This is a genomic window from Bradyrhizobium sp. (assembly GCF_016213215.1).
Lineage (GTDB): Bacteria > Pseudomonadota > Alphaproteobacteria > Rhizobiales > Xanthobacteraceae > Bradyrhizobium.
In genome coordinates, this window is the sequence record NZ_JACRAW010000108.1 from 1 (window position 1) to 17,382 (window position 17,382).

The 17,382-nt window shown below is 63.5% G+C and carries 15 protein-coding genes; 10 read left to right on the plus strand and 5 right to left on the minus strand.

From position 1 onward, the window contains the following. From HY852_RS18650 to HY852_RS18660, 3 genes are all read left to right on the plus strand, one after another. Nucleotides 1-728 (plus strand): adenosylhomocysteinase (locus HY852_RS18650; RefSeq protein WP_291606264.1); only part of this gene is annotated, 728 nt, incomplete at its 5' end. Nucleotides 729-898: 170 nt separating this feature from the next. Next, a complete protein-coding gene (locus HY852_RS18655; RefSeq protein WP_291606265.1) occupies nt 899-2,356 on the plus strand; it encodes an NAD(P)/FAD-dependent oxidoreductase in 1,458 nt (485 codons plus the stop codon). Nucleotides 2,357-2,451: 95 nt separating this feature from the next. Then, a complete protein-coding gene (locus HY852_RS18660; protein ID WP_291606266.1) occupies nt 2,452-2,607 on the plus strand; it encodes a hypothetical protein in 156 nt (51 codons plus the stop codon). A 34-nt stretch (nt 2,608-2,641) separates the two neighbouring features. Here the strand turns inward: HY852_RS18660 and HY852_RS18665 are convergent, their stop codons facing one another. The 3 genes from HY852_RS18665 to galE form a co-directional block, all read right to left on the minus strand. Beyond that, the gene (locus HY852_RS18665) at nt 2,642-3,343 is read right to left on the minus strand and encodes a fumarylacetoacetate hydrolase family protein (protein ID WP_291606267.1); all 702 of its coding nucleotides are present in this window, start codon (nt 3,341-3,343) and stop codon (nt 2,642-2,644) included. 40 nt (nt 3,344-3,383) lie between these two features. Continuing rightward, complete coding sequence (locus HY852_RS18670; protein WP_291606268.1) at nt 3,384-5,192, minus strand: ABC transporter ATP-binding protein; 1,809 nt, start codon at nt 5,190-5,192, stop codon at nt 3,384-3,386. Between the two features lie 117 nt (nt 5,193-5,309). After that, nucleotides 5,310-6,329 (minus strand): UDP-glucose 4-epimerase GalE, encoded by a 1,020-nt coding sequence (gene galE / locus HY852_RS18675; RefSeq protein WP_291606269.1) that lies wholly within the window; start codon nt 6,327-6,329, stop codon nt 5,310-5,312. Nucleotides 6,330-6,455: 126 nt separating this feature from the next. On the opposite strand from galE, the gene HY852_RS18680 reads away from it, so the two are divergent. Further along, a complete protein-coding gene (locus HY852_RS18680; protein ID WP_291606270.1) occupies nt 6,456-7,502 on the plus strand; it encodes a glycosyltransferase family 4 protein in 1,047 nt (348 codons plus the stop codon). A gap of 12 nt (nt 7,503-7,514) precedes the next feature. Here HY852_RS18680 and HY852_RS18685 read toward each other — a convergent pair whose 3' ends face one another. Together HY852_RS18685 and waaF are read right to left on the minus strand one after the other, a co-directional pair. Next, complete coding sequence (locus HY852_RS18685) at nt 7,515-8,111, minus strand: D-sedoheptulose 7-phosphate isomerase (protein ID WP_291606271.1); 597 nt, start codon at nt 8,109-8,111, stop codon at nt 7,515-7,517. Between the two features lie 69 nt (nt 8,112-8,180). Further along, nucleotides 8,181-9,248 carry a lipopolysaccharide heptosyltransferase II gene (gene waaF / locus HY852_RS18690; RefSeq protein ID WP_291606272.1) on the minus strand — a complete coding sequence of 356 codons (1,068 nt, stop codon included), beginning with the start codon at nt 9,246-9,248 and terminating at the stop codon, nt 8,181-8,183. Between the two features lie 164 nt (nt 9,249-9,412). Between waaF and rfaD the strand changes: the two genes are divergently transcribed. The 6 genes from rfaD (at nt 9,413) to HY852_RS18720 (ending at nt 17,378) form a co-directional block, all read left to right on the plus strand. Further along, on the plus strand, nt 9,413-10,393 hold the full coding sequence (rfaD, locus tag HY852_RS18695; RefSeq protein ID WP_291606273.1) for an ADP-glyceromanno-heptose 6-epimerase: 981 nt from the start codon (nt 9,413-9,415) through the stop codon (nt 10,391-10,393). A gap of 21 nt (nt 10,394-10,414) precedes the next feature. Then, nucleotides 10,415-11,887 (plus strand): D-glycero-beta-D-manno-heptose-7-phosphate kinase, encoded by a 1,473-nt coding sequence (rfaE1, locus tag HY852_RS18700; RefSeq protein WP_291606274.1) that lies wholly within the window; start codon nt 10,415-10,417, stop codon nt 11,885-11,887. Beyond that, on the plus strand, nt 11,884-13,170 hold the full coding sequence (locus tag HY852_RS18705; RefSeq protein WP_291606275.1) for an O-antigen ligase: 1,287 nt from the start codon (nt 11,884-11,886) through the stop codon (nt 13,168-13,170). The genes rfaE1 and HY852_RS18705 overlap by 4 nt, the downstream gene beginning before the upstream one ends. An 82-nt stretch (nt 13,171-13,252) precedes the next feature. Continuing rightward, nucleotides 13,253-15,166: an SDR family NAD(P)-dependent oxidoreductase gene (locus HY852_RS18710; protein WP_291606276.1), complete on the plus strand. Its 1,914-nt coding sequence runs from the start codon at nt 13,253-13,255 to the stop codon at nt 15,164-15,166. 125 nt (nt 15,167-15,291) lie between these two features. Then, nucleotides 15,292-16,434, plus strand: a complete 1,143-nt coding sequence (locus tag HY852_RS18715; RefSeq protein WP_367116373.1) for a glycosyltransferase family 4 protein — start codon at nt 15,292-15,294, stop codon at nt 16,432-16,434. Further along, entirely contained in the window at nt 16,431-17,378 is a 948-nt protein-coding gene (locus HY852_RS18720) for an NAD-dependent epimerase/dehydratase family protein (protein ID WP_291606278.1), read from the plus strand. Before HY852_RS18715 ends, HY852_RS18720 begins: the two co-directional genes overlap by 4 nt. Nucleotides 17,379-17,382 lie beyond the last annotated feature (4 nt).

The window sequence follows — 17,382 nt, forward strand, 5'->3', positions numbered from 1 at the left end:
ATCTCTACGGCTGCAAGGAATCGCTGGTGGACGGCATCCGCCGCGGTACCGACGTGATGATGGCCGGCAAGGTCGCGATGGTCGCGGGCTTCGGCGACGTCGGCAAGGGCTCGGCGGCCTCGCTGCGCCAGGCCGGCTGCCGGGTCATGGTCTCCGAGGTCGATCCGATCTGCGCGTTGCAGGCGGCGATGGAAGGCTATGAGGTCGTCACCATGGAGGATGCCGCGCCGCGCGCCGACATCTTCGTCACTGCCACCGGCAACAAGGACATCATCACCATCGAGCACATGCGCGCGATGAAGGATCGCGCCATCGTCTGCAACATCGGCCACTTCGACAACGAGATCCAGATCGCGCATCTGCGCAATCTCAAGTGGACCAACATCAAGCCGCAGGTCGACGAAATCGAATTCCCCGACAAGCACCGCATCATCCTGCTGTCGGAAGGCCGCCTGGTGAACCTCGGCAACGCCATGGGCCATCCGAGCTTCGTGATGTCGGCGTCCTTCACCAACCAGACGCTGGCGCAAATCGAGCTCTTCGCCAACAACAAGGACGGCAAGTACGACAAGAAGGTCTACGTGCTGCCGAAGACGCTCGACGAGAAGGTCGCGCGGCTGCACCTCGCCAAGATCGGCGTGAAGCTCACTGAACTGCGCAAGGAGCAGGCCGACTACATCGGCGTCAAGCCGGAAGGCCCGTTCAAGTCGGATCACTACCGCTACTGAAGCCCGACTAACAATGCGATGCAAAACGGCCCCGGAGCGATCCGGGGCTTTTTGTTTGGCACCGCCGTCGGAGCGATCGCGCCCTGCTGTTGCCCATGCTGCATTTTCTCGGGCATTGTTGATTGACTGGCTGTGGCAAGGGTCGGACAATTCGTGCCGGAGGAAGCCTCGTGCAAGAACATTTCGACGTGCTCATCGTCGGCGCCGGCCTGTCGGGCATCGCCGCGGGTTATCATCTCGAGGACAAGTGCCCGGGCAAGAGCTACGTCATTCTCGAAGGTCGCGACTGCATCGGCGGCACCTGGGACCTGTTTCGGTACCCCGGCGTCCGCTCCGACAGCGACATGTTCACGCTGGGCTATTCGTTCAAGCCCTGGACCGATGCGAAGGCGATCGCCAGCGGGCCACAGATCCTGAAATACGTGCGCGAGACCGCCGCCGAGAACGGCATCGATAAGAAGATCCGCTTTCGCCATCGCGTCAGGCGCACCTCGTGGTCGACGCACGATGCCCGCTGGACGGTCGAAGCCGAACGCACGATGGCGGAAGGCGCAACCGAGACCGTGCGCTTCACCTGCAGCTTTCTTTTCATGTGCTCCGGCTACTACAGGTATGAAGAAGGGTACACGCCGGAATTTGCGGGCACCTCCGACTTCGCCGGCCGCATCGTGCATCCGCAAAAATGGCCGGAGGATCTCGACTACGCCGGCAAGCGCGTGGTGGTGATCGGCTCGGGCGCGACCGCGGTGACGATGGTGCCGGAAATGGCCAAGGTCGCCAGTCATGTCACCATGCTGCAGAGATCGCCGACCTACGTCGTGTCGCGGCCCGCGCAGGACCCGCTTGCCAACAAGCTTCGCCGCAACCTGCCGGCCGGTCTTGCCTATCACCTGATCCGCTGGCGCAACGTGCTGCTCAGCATGTATTTCTTTCAGCTCAGCCGCCGCAAACCGGCGCGGGTCAAGGAACTGATTCTGGGCGGCGTCAGGATGGCGCTCGGTCCCGACTACGACGTCGCGACCCATTTCACGCCGCGCTACAACCCATGGGATCAGCGGCTGTGCCTCGTGCCTGACGGCGACCTGTTCAAGGCAATCCGCGACAAGCGCGCTTCCGTCGTCACCAGGGAGATCGATACGTTCACTTCAAAGGGCATCCGCCTGAAGGACGGCAGCGAGCTTGAGGCGGACATCATCGTTACCGCCACTGGCCTCGTCTTGCAGGTGCTGGGCGGCGTGGAAGTCGTGGTCGACGGTCGCAAGGTCGATTTCGCAGACACCCTGAACTACAAGGGCATGATGTATTCCGATGTGCCCAATCTGGCTGCGGCGCTCGGCTATACCAATGCGTCCTGGACGCTGAAATGCGATCTCACCTGCGAGTATGTCTGCCGGCTCATCAATTACATGGACCGGCACGGCTATCGCCAATGCGTGCCCCACAACACCGATTCGACCATCACACCGCTGCCCTCGCTGGATTTCACGTCTGGGTACGTGCAGCGCTCGATCGCGAAACTACCAAAGCAGGGTTCTAAGCGCCCGTGGCGGCTCTATCAGAACTACGCGCTCGACATCGTGTCCTTGCGCCTTGGCAGGGTGGATGACGGGGTGATGCAGTATTCTTGAGGCTCGCTGCGCGCCTCGCGAGGTATCAAACGGTTAACACGAGATTAACCGGCGGATCCTAGATTGCTGCGGCTAAGTACGTGGAGGGAAGCCCCATGGAAGCCCAGAAGATCGCGGTCGACGCCATCGTGGCCCTGACCGACTGCAGCCGCGATGCCGTGGTTGACTTTATTCGGCGCGCCTACCTCGCCGGCGTGAGGGATCCCAAGCGCCTGACCTTCAAGGGATTGCAGGCGCTCGCGCGCGCCTGAACTCAATGAAGGCTTGCAGCAGAGTCTGGTGCGGCTAGGCGGCCTTGCCGATCGAGACCTTCAGCGTGCCGACACCATCGACGCCGCACTCGATTCTATCGCCGGGCGAAACCGCCGCGACGCCGGCCGGCGTGCCGGTCATGATGACGTCGCCGGCGCCGAGCTCCACCTGCTGTGACAATTGCCAGATGATCTCCGGCACGCTCCAGATCAGCTCGGAAAGATCGCCGTTCTGCCGCTCGGTGCCGTTCACCGACAGCCAGATCTTGCCCTTGGACGGGTGACCTATCTTGGACGCCGGCTGCAGGGCCGAGCAGGGCGCGGAGTGATCGAACGACTTGCCGACTTCCCAGGGGCGCTCCTTCTTGCGCGCGGCCTGCTGCAGGTCGCGGCGGGTCAGGTCGATCCCGACGGCGTAGCCATAGACGTGATCGAGAGCCTTGTCGGCCGGGATGTTCAGGCCGCCGCTCTTCATCGCCACGACCAGTTCGACCTCGTGATGCAGGTCCTTGGTCAGCGACGGATAGGGAATAGTTGCGCCGTCCGGCTCGAGCATGTCGGCGTGCTTGGCGAAGAAGAACGGCGGCGCACGCTCGTCATTTCCCATCTCCCGGATGTGTTCGAGATAGTTGCGTCCAACGCACCAGATGCGCCGGACGGGGAACGACTTCGATTCCCCAACGACTGGGATGGAGGGCTGCGGCGGAGCCGGAATCACAAAAGAGGCTGAGGTCATGAAAAGCCTTTTTGATTAGTTGAAAGAAGCTGGATCCTGTTTACGCGGTCGCGCCAACGGGCGCCAGTGTCGAGGGGCCTGCATCGTGGTGCTGCAGCCGGAAGAACGACGCGTAGCGTCCGCCGCGGCGCAGCAATTCGTCATGCCGGCCGCGCTCGACGATCTCCCCGCCCTCGACCACCAGGATGGCGTCGGCATGCATGATGGTGTGCAGCCGGTGCGCGATCACGATCGTGGTCCGGTTTCGGCACAGGTGCTCGATCGCTTCCTGCACCTGTTTCTCCGATTCGGAATCGAGTGCCGCGGTCGCCTCGTCGAGCAGGATGATCGGCGCGTTCCGGATCAGCGCGCGGGCAACCGCGATGCGCTGGCGCTGGCCGCCCGAGAGCTGCGTGCCGTGCTCGCCGACCGGCGTGTCGTAGCCGAGCGGGAAGCTCATGATGAATTCGTGCGCGCAGGCCGCCTTGGCGGCCTCGACGATTTCGGCTTCGGTCGCGCCGGGCTTGCCGAAGGCAATGTTGCTGCGGATCGTATCGCGGAACAGGTAGACGTCCTGGCCGACATAGGCGGTCTGCCCACGCAGGGACTTGCGCGACACCGACCCGATCGACTGTCCGTCGATCAGAATGTCGCCTGCTGTGACCTCGTAGAAACGCAGCAAGAGCGCGAGCACGGTCGACTTGCCGCCGCCGGACGGCCCGACCAGGGCCGTGACCTTGCCCGGTTCGGCAACGAAGCTCATATGATGGAGCACCGGCTCGTTCTCACGATAGGCAAAACTGACATCGCGCAGTTCAATTCGGGCGTCCGACAGCCTCAGCGACGGCTTGTCGTCATCGGAGAGTTCGCTCGCCGGGCTATCGACGACTTCGAGCAGCATTCGCGCGCCGACCAGCTGGCTGTTCAAATCGATGTTGAGGCGCGACAGGCGCTTGGCCGGTTCGGTCGCCATCAGGAATGCCGACATGAATGAAAAGAACTGGCCCGGGGTCGCGCCGAGCGCGACCACGCTGTAGCCGCCGTAGAGCAGACAGCCGGCAACCGCGAACCCGCCGAGCATCTCCATCAGCGGGTTGGAGCGATTGGCGACGCGTGCCATCTTGTTGGCGTTGCGCTCGACGACGGCGATGTTCTCGTCGATCCGTTCGCGCATGGTGCCTTCCAGCGTGAACGCCTTGACCGTGCGGATGCCCTGCAGCGATTCCTGCATGGTCTCGAGGATGTCGGCGGTGCCGGTGAACTGGTTATAGGCGAGGCCCTTGATCCGCTTCACCAGCTTGCGCAAAACCAGCATCGCCGGCGGCACCACCACAAGACCGAAGAGCGACATCATGGGATCCTGCATCACCATGACCACGATCAGGCTGATCAGCATCAAGAGGTCGCGCCCGACGGCGTTGATCAGCATGTTGAGGACGTCGGTGATGGATTTGGCGCCGGCCGTGAGCCGCGCCAGGAATTCCGATGAATGCCGCTCGGAAAAGAAGCCGACGCCTTCGCTCATCAGCTTGGCAAACAGCCGCCGCTGGTTGTTGGCGAGGATAGCGTTGCTGATCTTCGACAGAATGACCATCTGACCGTAGGTCGAAAGACCCTTGATGAACAGCAGGATCACCGTGACGCCTGAGAGGATGGCGATGCCTGTGACGTTCTTGTCGACGTAGGCCTGATTGATCACTTCGCCGAGGATGTAGGCGGCGCCCGCGGTTGCGCCGGCCGCCATGCCCATCAGCACGAACGCGGTCAGGTAGCGTCGCCAATAGACAATCCCCTGTTCCATGACCAAGCGGCGAATCAGTATCGCCGCGCCATAGGGATCGTCGGTGATCTTCTTTGGAAACTGGGCCATCCGTGTTCCATTGACGGCGCCGGACTCTACGCCCGCGCGTCAGGAGACTGAACGGCCTCTGTGCCCCCTATAGGGGGATTTTTCAAGCCCAATTAAGGGCTTGCAAAGCAAGAGATTTCACGCCGAAGCGGCCTGGCGGATCTCGATTTCGCCGTGGCGCTCGCGGAAGAGCTTTTCCTCCCAGGCGAGCGCGTGCGCCGCAATGGTCTCGAGGTTGTCGTAGCGCGGTTTCCAGTCGAGCACTGTGCGAATGCGATTGGCATCGGCGACCATGGTCATGATGTCGCCGGGCCGCCGCGGCGCATATTGAACCGCAAAGCTGCGGCCCGACACGCGGCGCACTGCGTCGATCGTTTCCAGCACCGAATAGCCGCGGCCATAGCCGCAATTCAGGGTCGCCGAGGCGCCGCCACCGCGCAAATGGGCCAGCGCCGAACGGTGCGCCTCGGCGAGGTCGGTGACATGAATGAAATCGCGAATGCAGCTGCCGTCCGGTGTCGGATAGTCGGTGCCGTACACGTCGATCTTGGCGCGCTGTCCGGTCGCCGCTTCGACCGCGATCTTGAGAAGATGGGTGGCGCCCACGGTCGCCAGGCCAATGCGCGCCTGCGGGTCGGCGCCCGCCACGTTGAAGTAGCGCAGCACGACAAAGCGCATGCCGTAGGCGGAGGCAGCGTCATGCAGCATGATCTCGCTCATCAGCTTCGAGAAGCCGTAGGGCGACAGCGGCCGGGTCGGCGCCTCCTCGGGCACCGGCACATGGTCCGGGTTGCCGTACACCGCGGCGGTGGAAGAAAAGATGAAACGGTTGACACCCGACTTGACCGCCGCATTCAGCAGGCTGCGGGTCGTCATGGTGTTGTTGCGGTAATAGCCGAGCGGGTCGCGCATCGAATCGGGCACCACGACGGAGCCGGCGAAATGAACGATGCTCTCCACATGATGCTGGGAGATCACGCCCTCGACGAGGTTTTCATCGCCGGCGTCGCCGATGAACAGCGGCACGCCCTCCGGCAGATGGGCCGAAAAGCCGGTGGAGAGATCATCGATCACGACGACGTTCTCGCCGGCTTCGGCCAGCGCCAGAACCGTGTGACTTCCGATATAGCCGGCACCGCCGGTAACAAGCACAGTCATGATCTCACCCGTCCTACGATCGGCGCGGATGCTATCGCCGATGCGGTGAAGAGGGGGTTTTCTCGCGCCTGAACTGGCCACTATGCTTAATGTTGCGTATAGGGTTTCGTCGAAACGGAGCTTGGCGTGCCGATCGAGAACATTCCTGCCGCTGACCTGCAACTGATCGTGCCGAACCTGCATCGGCGCTATTCGGGGGTGACCGCAACCAATCGCATGGTGGCGCCGAAACTGGCCCGGCTGTTTCGCGCCGCATGGTTCGGTTCCCATGCGCCCGATGGCATTGCGCGGATGGGTGTTGCAGATCTGTTGACGCTATGGCGGCGACAAAGGCCACTGATCTGGCACGCCCGCCGCAATAACGAGATGATCGTGGGCGTTATCCTGCGCGCGCTCGGCTGGCCCTTCAAGCTCGTGTTCACGTCGGCGGCGCAGCGGCACCACACCTGGATCACGCGCTGGCTGATCCGGCGGATGGATGCGATCATCGCGACCAGCGATGTCTCCGCTTCCTACTTGAAATGCGAGGCAATCGTGATTCCGCATGGTGTCGATACCGACGTCTATGCACCGCCGGCGGACCGCGCGGCGGCTTTTGCCGAGAGCGGCCTGCCGGGCCGCTATGCGATCGGCTGCTTCGGCCGCGTGCGCGCGCAGAAGGGCAGCGATGTCTTCGTCAATGCGATGTGCAGGCTGCTGCCGCGCTATCCTGATTTTACCGCCGTGCTGGTCGGCGCCGTCACGCCCGAGCAACTTGCATTCGCAAATGAGCTGAACAAGCGCATCGAAGCGGCCGGCCTCAAGTCGCGGATCGTCATCACGGGTGAACTTGCCATCGAACAGGTGCAGCGCTGGTACCAGCGGCTGACGATCTACGCCTTCGCCTCGCGCAACGAAGGTTTTGGATTGACGCTAATCGAGGCGATGTCCGTGGGCGCCGCACTGGTGGCTTCCCGCGCCGGCGCGGCCGAGCTCGTGGTGGAGGACGGGGTGACCGGCGTGCTCATGCCGCCAGGCGATGTCGAGGCGATGGTTGCCGCGCTGGAGCCGTTGATGCGCGATCCGCAAGCCGCGGTTGCAATGGGACAGCGCGCGCGCGAACGGGTGCTGGCGAAGTTCAGCCTCGATGCGGAAGCAGGCCGGATCGCGCAAGTCTATCGCACGTTGGTATGAGACCCCGCGCGATCAAGGCGCTTCATCCGCGAAGGCCTGCTCGACCTGGTCGCAAATGGCGTGCGCGAAGGCTAAATAGATCTGCTGGATGACGGGCGTATCGTCGCTCGGCACCATCAGCAAATGATCGCACAACTCGCGCATGGCCTCGCCCTTGATGCCGGTGCAGCCGACCGTAACTAGCCCGCGGCCGCGCGCCTCGCGCAGCGCCGCCAGGATGTTCGGCGAACGACCGGACGTCGAAAGCGCGAGCAGCAGGTCGCCGCGCCGGCCGAGAGCCTCGACCTGGCGCACGAAGATGCGTTCAAAACCATGGTCATTGCCGATCGCGGTGAGTGCTGAGCTGTCGGTGGTGAGCGCGATCGCGGCGAGCGCGGTGCGATCCTTCTTGTAGCGTCCGACAAGCTCGGCCGCGATGTGCTGGGCGTCGGCCGCGCTGCCGCCATTGCCGACGATCAGGATCTTGTTGTCCGCGCGCAGCGCCGCGACCATGGAATTGGCGACGGACTGCGCGACCGCAAGAAGGGAGGCATCGCGCGTCGCACGCTCGAGCGCCACAAGCGACCGTTCGAGATGGGCTGCGATCGGATCTTTGAACGGTTCGCTCAAGAAGCACCATCGAGGTTCTGATTGGCAGCCTTGGTAATGATCGCGTCCGAGCTTAGCAAGCGCGGCGGCTCAGGTGGAGGCGCGGGCGCCATGCTCGGCGAGCACCCGCTGCGCGATCGTCACCACGTCGGAGGCCGGAATATCCCGCATGCAACGATGGTCATTCATGCGGCAGACCGGCCGGTGGCAGGGCTGGCACGGCACCTGGGTCCTGGTCTGGACCGTCGCCGCAAGGCCGTTCAGCGGCGCCCAATGATAGGGGCTGGTCGGCCCGAAGATGCCCATGGTCGGGGTTCCCAGCGCTGCTGCGATGTGCATCAGGCCGGAGTCATTCGAAATCGCCAGGCTGGCCGCCGCCATCGCCAGGATGCCGTTGCGCAGGTCCGTTCCGGTCAGGTCACGAACGCGGGGGCCCCCGGCGGCGACGATCTCCTGGGCGAGGGCTTTTTCGCCGGGGCCGCCCACGACCCAGACGTCGAGACCCTGTTCGGCAAGCCGTCGGGCCGCCTCGGGGTAATAGGTCCAGCGCTTGGAGGCCCCGACCGAACCGGGCGCCAGGGCAACCGCGGTTCCCGAACCCGGAGCGTGAGCCTGCCGCCAGCGGGCGATTTCCTCAGGCGACGCCCTAAGCTGCGGCACAGGCCACTCCGCGGGCAGCGGGGCGCCGTCGGGCAAGGCCAAGGCTGCGTTCTTATCGATGAAGCGAGGCAGCGTCTTTTCGCCCCAGCGCCATTGGTTGATCAGGCCGAACCTGAACTCTCCGACAAAGCCGACCCGTTCCGGAATACCGGCCAAGGTCGGCGCTATGGCCGATTTCCAGGTCCGCGGCAGGACTATGGCGGTAGCGTAGTTCCGCTTTCGGAGCAGTTGCGCCAAACCCCATTGCCGCGCCAGCGCGAGCCGGCTGCGGGGCAGATCCCACACGATGCCGTTCCGCACGCCCGGCATGTAGTCGACCAGGGGCGCGCAAAGGGGTGTGGTGAGAAGATCAACCGGCCGGTTCGGCCAGCGCTGGTTGAGCGCCCGCACGACCGTATGCCCGCGCACGAAGTCGCCGATCCACATGTAGGGCACAATCAGGATGGGGCGGGTGTCGTCCCGGTCCTCAATCCTGCTAAGTTGCGAATCTTTATTCATTCGTTCATGAAGGTGATGGGCGGTTGGGTCGCCGCTGTGTCGGTAACGGGTCCAGGCCGGCAGGTAAAGCCGGGACAACAGCCAGGCAGTCGGTTCAAAACGCTTACACTTTGGCCGCTCATGCGCTACGGCAGGACGGGCCGGCCAATCAGGCAGGGTATGACATGTTGCTGGTGACCGGCGGCGCCGGCTTTATCGGATCGAACGTCGTGGCCGCATTGAACGACGCTGGTCGTAGCGACGTCGTGGTTTGCGATGTGCTCGGCCACGAGGGCAAGTGGCGCAACCTCGCCAAGCGGCAGCTAGCGGACGTCGTGCCGCCGCCGGAATTGGCCGCTTGGCTGAAGGACCGCAGGTTGGAAGCCGTCATTCACCTTGGCGCGATCTCCGAGACCACGGCAACCGACGGCGATCTGGTCATCGAGACCAATTTCCGCTTCTCGGCGCGGCTGCTCGACTGGTGCACGGCGAACGCGACGCCGTTCATCTATGCATCTTCCGCCGCAACCTATGGCGATGGCACGCAGGGTTTTGGCGACGATTTTTCGCCGTCGGCGCTGAAGAAGCTGAGGCCGATGAATCTCTATGGCTGGAGCAAGCACCTCTTCGACATGGTCGTCGCCGAGAAGGCGGCGAGGGGGGAAAAGTTGCCGCCGCGATGGGCGGGCCTGAAGTTCTTCAACGTGTTCGGTCCGAACGAGTACCACAAGGGCGCGATGATGAGCGTGCTGGCGCGCCGATTCGACGACATCAGGGCGGGTCACGTCGTGCAGCTTTTCAAATCTCACCGCAGGGGCGTCGAAGACGGGGACCAGCGGCGCGATTTCATTTATGTCGATGACGTCGTGCGCGTCATGATGTGGCTTCTGGCGACACCATCGGTTTCCGGAATTTTCAACGTCGGCACTGGAACTGCACGCAGCTTCAAGGATCTCATCCTGGCGGCCTATGGCGCGCTCGGTGCCGAGCCGAATATCCAGTATATCGACATGCCCGAGGCGATCCGCGACAGCTACCAGTACTTCACCCAGAGCGAGGTCGATCGCCTGCGTGGGGCCGGCTATAACGGCGGCTTCACCAAGCTCGAGGAAGCGGTGGCGACCTACGTCAAGGGCTACCTCAATCAGCCCGATCGTTACCGCTGAGCCTCAACGACACGGATTCCGATGCTCGACTTCGATTCCCTCTCGCAAGCAATGGCGCGCCGCACGGTACTCTGTGTCGGAGATCTCATGCTGGACGAGTTCGTCTATGGCGAGGTGTCGCGGATCTCGCCGGAGGCACCGGCACCCGTCATTGCGGCCCAGCGCAGCGAGAGCAGCATCGGCGGAGCCGGGAACGTCGCGCGCAACATCGCTTCGCTCGGCGCGCGCTGCGTCTTCGTCGGGCTGGTTGGTGACGACGAGGCCGGTGCCAGGCTGAAGCTCGCGCTCGCCGCCGAGCCCTACATCGAAGCCGCGCTGGTAACCGATGCGAGCCGTCCGACGACGCGCAAGGTCCGCTTTGTCTCCGAACATTTTTCGACCCACATGCTGCGCGCCGATTGGGAACTGGCAGAGCCTGCGTCCGGCGATACCGAACAGAAGCTGATTGATGCGATCCTGTCCAGGATTCCGGATGTCGACATCGTTCTGCTGTCCGACTACGCCAAGGGCGTGCTGACCGGCCGCGTGATCCGCAATGTCATCGACGAGGCGCGCAAGCTCGGCAAGCGCATCGTTGTCGATCCGAAGAGCCCGAACTTTGCGATCTATCGCGGGGCCACGCTGCTCACTCCCAACCGCAAGGAGTTCGCCGAGGCGACCCGCAGCCGCGCCGACAGCGACCAAGCCATCGTCGACGCCGCGCAGGATGCGATGCAGATCGCCGATTGCGAGGCCATCCTGGTGACGCGGAGCGAGCGCGGCATGACCCTGGTTCCGCGCCGGGGCGCGGCCGTTCATGTCCCGGCCCATCCGGTCAAGGTGCGCGACGTCTCGGGCGCGGGTGATACTGTGGCGGCCGTCCTCGCGACCTCACTCGCGGCCGGCGCAGACTGGGAGACTGCCTTGCGGATGGCCAATGCCGCGGCTGCGGTTGCAGTCGGCAAGCAGGGCACCGCCAGCGTGAGCGCTCAGGAGTTGCGCCGGAGAATCCTGCCGCATGCCTATCTTGCCGCCGAGGAAAAGATCGTGGCGGACTCGCAGGCGCTCGATGCCCATCTTGCGGAATGGCGCAGCCAGGGCCTGAGGATCGGCTTCACCAACGGTTGTTTCGACATCCTGCATCCGGGACACGTCAAGGTGCTGACGGCGGCTCGTGCCGCCTGCGATCGTCTCGTCGTTGGCCTCAACAGCGATGCATCGGTGCGGCGGTTGAAGGGCGACGGCCGACCGGTTCAGGCGGAACGGGCGCGTGCGGAGGTGCTGGCCGCGCTGGAAGCCGTAGATCTCGTCGTTATCTTCGAGGAAGACACGCCGATAAGGCTGATCACGCAGATCAAGCCGAGCGTGCTGGTGAAGGGCGGGGACTATACCCGCGAGCAGGTCGTCGGGCACGAGGTCGTCGAATCCCATGGCGGCGCTGTCATGCTGGTCGACGTGCTGCCCGGCTTTTCCACGACGTCGCTGGTCGATCGGGCGCGGGGAGGCGGGCGGTGACGGCGGTCGCGCACGACTCGGCGACCGGCTCATTGTTCAGGCGGTTGCGCGACCCAGCAGCCTGGGTGACGACCGTTGACGTGTTCGCAATCCTGACCGCTGCATCACTGCCGTGGTCAACGTCGCTCGCCGGCATCTTCAGCACCGCGCTGCTCATATGCATGGTGCCGTTCCTCGACCTGAAATCCTTCCTGGAGTTCGTAAAGCGCCCGATCTGCGCGCTGCCGATTGCGATCTTCGTGCTCGCCCTTATCGGTACGCTGTGGTCGGATGCGGCCTGGGGAGTACGATTCTATGCGGTCAGCCCGACCGTGAAACTGCTCGTCCTGCCGGTCCTGCTCTATCACTTCCAGCGCTCCTCGCGCGGGCACTGGGTGTTCATCGCCTTCCTGGTGTCGTGCACGCTGCTGGCCCTGATGTCGTGGCTCGTCCTCCTTTATCCCAACCTGTCGCTCAAGCCGGCCGGAGGTGTTCTCGAGCGAGGGATCTTCATCAAGAACTACATCGACCAGAGCCAGGAATTCACGCTGTGCGCGGTGGCGCTGGCCTATCCGATCGTCATGCTGCTGCGGGCGAGGCGATTCTGGCTGGCCGGCCTGCTCGGCGCGATCGCGGTCAGCTTTTTCGTCAACATGGCGTTCGCCGTCGTCTCGCGCACCGCGCTCGTCACGGTGCCGATCATGTTTGGGGTGTTTGCGCTCTTGCACCTGAAGTGGCGAAGCATCGCCATCATTGTGTGCGCGTTGCTGGCATTTGCCCTTCTCGCGTGGCAAAACTCGCCCCAGTTGCGCAAGACAGTCAATACGTTTTCCCGGGACTATCAGCTCTACAAGGAGCAGAACATCCCGACGTCAATCGGAGTCCGTCTGGAGTTCTGGCGCAAGTCTCTGCGCTTCTTTGCCGAAGCGCCGGTCATCGGCCACGGAACCGGTTCGACGCGCGGGCTGTTTGAACGGGCGGCGACCGGCGGTGCCTATCAGGCCACCAGCGAGGTGATCAACAATCCGCACAATCAGACGTTGAACGTGGCGGTACAGTGGGGCATTATCGGAGTTGTTGTCCTTTATGCAATGTGGCTCCTGCATCTGCTCATGTTTCGCGGTGATGGGCTCGCCAACTGGATTGGGCTATTGGTGGTGGTACAGAATATTTTCACATCGCTTTTCAATTCGCATCTTTTCGATTTTCACGAGGGCTGGATGTATGTCCTCGGCGTAGGTGTCGCGGGTGGGATGGTGCTGAAGGCGGCGAGGGCCGACACTCGGGCGGACGATGCTTCCTGATCCATGGCTGCTGGCAAGTGTTCGCGAGATGAGCTATCAGCGGCAACGGTTGGACGGAAATGAAGACTAGACCGGTCGGCGGATGACGCGTCTCTCGCACCTCACCTTACGCAACTTTCTGATTGCCCTCCATGACGTGTTAGCCACGGCAGCGGCGCTGTTTGCCGCCTTCTATCTGCGCTTCGACGGCGGGGAGGATTTCTACGTCCGGCTCCCGCTCCTGTTTCGTATCCTGCCGTACTTCCTTGTCTTCAGCGTCGTCGTTTTCTTCATCTTCAATCTGACCACGACGAAGTGGCGCTTCATTTCGCTGCCCGATGCGCTGAATATCATACGCGTTTCGACCGTGCTGACGGTCGCGCTGCTGGTGCTGGATTACATCTTCGTCGCGCCCAACGTTCACGGCACCTTTTTTCTCGGCAAGGTGACCATCGTTCTCTACTGGTTTCTCGAGGTCTTCTTTCTCAGCGCCTCGCGGTTTGCCTACCGCTATTTCCGCTATACCCGCGCGCGTCACCACGCCAAAATCGAGGATGCCTCGCCGACCCTGTTGATCGGCCGTGCCGCCGACGCCGAAGTCCTGCTGCGCGGGATCGAGAGCGGCGCGATCAAACGGATCTGGCCGGTCGGCGTATTGTCGCCGTCCGGCGCCGACCTTGGTCAGTTCATCCGCAACGTGCCGGTCCTCGGTGGAATCGACGATATCGAGGCCGTGATCGGCGACTACACCAACCGCAACAAGCCGATCGCCCGCGTCGTGATGACCCCGTCGGCTTTCGAGCCGGAAGCCCATCCGGAGGCGGTTCTGATGCGGGCGCGGCGATTGGGCCTCATCGTCAGCCGCCTGCCGTCGCTGGAAAGCGGAGACCTTCCCCGTCTGACCGCCGTCGCGGTCGAGGACCTGCTGTTGCGGCCAAGCGAGAAGATCGACTATGCGCGGCTGGAAGCGCTGGTGAGGGGCAAGGCAATCATCGTGACCGGCGGCGGCGGCTCCATCGGTTCGGAAATCTGCGATCGCGTGATTGCTTTCGGCGCCGCGCGCCTGTTGATACTCGAGAACTCCGAGCCGGCGCTCTATGCCGTGACCGAAGCGCTCGCCGCGCACGGGACGGGGGCCGTCATCGAAGGACGGATCGCCGACATCCGCGATCGCGAGCGAATCATTCGGCTGATGGCCGATTTCAAGCCGGATCTCGTCTTCCACGCCGCCGCGCTCAAGCACGTGCCGATCCTTGAGCGCGACTGGAGCGAGGGGGTGAAGACCAACATTTTCGGCTCGATCAACGTCGCCGACGCAGCCGTCGCGGCCGGCGCCGAGGCGATGGTGATGATTTCGACCGACAAGGCGATCGAGCCGGTATCCATGCTCGGCCTCACCAAACGCTTTGCCGAAATGTACTGTCAGGCACTCGATCACGAGCTGGCCGTTCAGGCGAACGGCCATACGCCGCCGATGCGGCTGATCTCGGTCAGGTTCGGCAACGTCCTGGCATCGAACGGGTCCGTCGTGCCGAAGTTCAAGGCCCAGATCGAGGCGGGCGGGCCGGTAACGGTCACCCATCCCGACATGGTCAGGTATTTCATGACCATACGCGAGGCATGCGATCTGGTCGTTACTGCGGCGACACACGCTCTGGCGCCGGAGCATCCGAACGTTTCGGTCTACGTCCTCAACATGGGGCAGCCGGTCAAGATCGTCGATCTTGCCGAGCGCATGATCCGGCTGTCCGGCCTGCAGCCAGGCTACGACATCGAAATCGTGTTCACGGGGATGCGTCCGGGCGAGCGGCTCAATGAGATCCTGTTTGCGACCGAGGAGCCGACGGTCGAGATCGGCATCGCCGGCATCATGGCCGCCAAGCCGAACGAGCCGCCGATGCAGGCTTTGCGCAAATGGATGGCCGCCCTCGATCAGGCGATCGCGCGGGACGACCGGGGCACCATCAAGACGATCCTGAAGGACGCCGTTCCCGAGTTCGGATCGAGCGCCGCCTGATGAACTGCCGCCCCTCATAGCGCCCGTCGCGGTGCGGCCTCGGAAAGCTTTAGATGCAACCCTCGGGAAAAATCGTCGTTGCGACCCAGCACTACCCGCCGGACCCCAGCACGACGGCGGCGATCATGGCGGAGATCGCGTGCCGGATTGCGGCGAAGCGCGAGGTTCTTGTGCTGTCGGGATCGCCCGGGCCTCTGCCGGCATCCGGACCAGGCAAGCCGGCCGTGATCGCGGTCAAGAACCGGATGGCGAAAAAGGCCGCACTGATCAGGCGCGCCGCGGCTGAAATCATGTTTGCCTTGCGGATCTTTCTTGCCCTGCTGAAACGGTTGCGGCGGGGAGACGTCGTGCTCACCGTGACCGCTCCCTTCATGCTTCCCTACGCAGTCGCTGCGGCAGCCTGGTTGAAGGGGGCGCGCTCGGCCCTGATCATGCACGACCTGTTTCCGGACGTCCTTGTCATGGCCGGTCTGCTTGGGTCCCGTTCGCTCGTGACGAGGGCAATACGTCTGGCGAATGCATGGATGTTTCGTCAGCTCAATGCCGTGATCACGATCGGACGCGATGCCGAGCCGCCGCTATTGCGTTACCGGGGAATGACGGCGAACAAGATCCGCTTCATCCCGAACTGGGCCACGCTGGTGCCAGGGCTGCGTCCGGTGACGGCGGACAACCTCTACCGGCGCACGCTTTCAGCCCGCTTCGTGGTTGGTCTTTCCGGCAATCTGGGCTTTACGCATGATCCGGAGATCGTATTCGAGGCCGCTCGAATCCTGCAGGAGGAGACCGGCATCCATTTCCTCCTTTCCGGCTGGGGGATGGGCTTTGACCGTCTGAAGATTCTGCAGGGGGAAGCCGGACTCCCGAACGTGACGTTCGTCGAACGTGTTCCGGACGACCGTCTCGAAGAGTTCCTCGCGGCGGCTGATACCTGGATTATTCCCTACCGCAAGAGTGTGGCGGGCGTGTCGGTGCCAAGCCGATTTTACAATCTGCTTGCAGTGGGGCGTCCCGTCATCCTGGTATCGGAGCAGGAGGCGGAAGCTGCTTTGACCGTGGCGGAAAATCGGCTCGGTTGGGTGGTGACGCCCGGCCGGCCGGACGAACTGGCCAGAGCAATTCGCACGGCTTTCCTGCAAGGTGATGCTTCAATGCCGCAGCGAGCCGTGGCCGCCGCCGCAAGTTACCACCGCGAATCCGCGATGACGGCGTATGTGAAAGTGATGGAAGAACTGCTGGATAGTCCGGAACTGACAGGCAGGCCGTGAAAGACCCCAAACCTACAGTTCTGGTCACCGGAGCCAGCGGGTTCGTCGGTCGTCACGTCGCCCCGGCCCTGACGCGCGGCGGATGGGCCGTTCGTCGTGCCGTGCGCAACTCATCGGGCCGGGACGACGAGGTCATCATCGGATCGATCGGACATCAAACCGACTGGGGCGCCGCCCTCGCCGGGATGGATGCGGTCGTCCACCTTGCCGCGCGCGTTCATCACCAACACGACGAGCATGCCGTAAAGCTCTATCGGGACGTCAACATCGAAGGCACGCTCCACCTGGCGCGCTGTGCGGCTATCGCGGGGGTACGCCAGTTCATCTTTATCAGCACCGTTCTGGTGCACGGCCGCAGCAATGACGGTCGCGCCCCGTTCAAAGAAGAAGATGTTCTCACGCCACGCGGGATGTACGGAATGTCGAAAGCGGCGGCCGAGGCCGGACTGAGGGCATTGGCGGAACAGAGCGATATGCAGATTACCGTGGTCAGGCCGCCGCTTGTCTATGGTTTCGGGGCAAGGGGCAATTTTGCCTTGCTGACGCGCGCGGTGAAGCACGGGATGCCGCTTCCTTTCGCCGCCGTCCGCAATCACCGCGCCTTCCTGTCCGTGCAGAATCTCTCGTCCTTCATACAGTGGCGCCTTTCGCATCCGGATCCGGCCAGGAAGTTCGAGATCTTCCTGGTTGCCGACGAGGAGCAGGTCTCGACCCCGGATTTCATCCAGCGGCTGGCCCGGGCGGCAGGCAGGCGGGCGCAGCTGTTTCCGATGCCGCGACCAATGCTGGTCGGCCTGCTTGCGGCGCTCGGCCGCAGCGAGGCCAACCACAGTCTGCTCGGTTCGCTGGAGCTCGACATTTCCAAGGCTCGCTCGATCGGTTGGCGACCGGAGGTGACCCTCGACGAGGGCCTGCGCATGGCGTTGTCGGATCCCGGCGCCTGACCGG

Coding starts and splice junctions, on each gene's coding strand:
- rfaD (WP_291606273.1), top strand. CDS start 9,413: ATGTTGCTGGTGACCGGCGGCGCCGGCTTTATCGGATCGAACGTCGTG.
- waaF (WP_291606272.1), bottom strand. CDS start 9,248: ATGAATAAAGATTCGCAACTTAGCAGGATTGAGGACCGGGACGACACC.
- HY852_RS18710 (WP_291606276.1), top strand. CDS start 13,253: ATGACGCGTCTCTCGCACCTCACCTTACGCAACTTTCTGATTGCCCTC.
- rfaE1 (WP_291606274.1), top strand. CDS start 10,415: ATGCTCGACTTCGATTCCCTCTCGCAAGCAATGGCGCGCCGCACGGTA.
- HY852_RS18660 (WP_291606266.1), top strand. CDS start 2,452: ATGGAAGCCCAGAAGATCGCGGTCGACGCCATCGTGGCCCTGACCGAC.
- HY852_RS18665 (WP_291606267.1), bottom strand. CDS start 3,343: ATGACCTCAGCCTCTTTTGTGATTCCGGCTCCGCCGCAGCCCTCCATC.
- galE (WP_291606269.1), bottom strand. CDS start 6,329: ATGACTGTGCTTGTTACCGGCGGTGCCGGCTATATCGGAAGTCACACG.
- HY852_RS18715 (WP_367116373.1), top strand. CDS start 15,292: ATGGCGGAGATCGCGTGCCGGATTGCGGCGAAGCGCGAGGTTCTTGTG.
- HY852_RS18670 (WP_291606268.1), bottom strand. CDS start 5,192: ATGGCCCAGTTTCCAAAGAAGATCACCGACGATCCCTATGGCGCGGCG.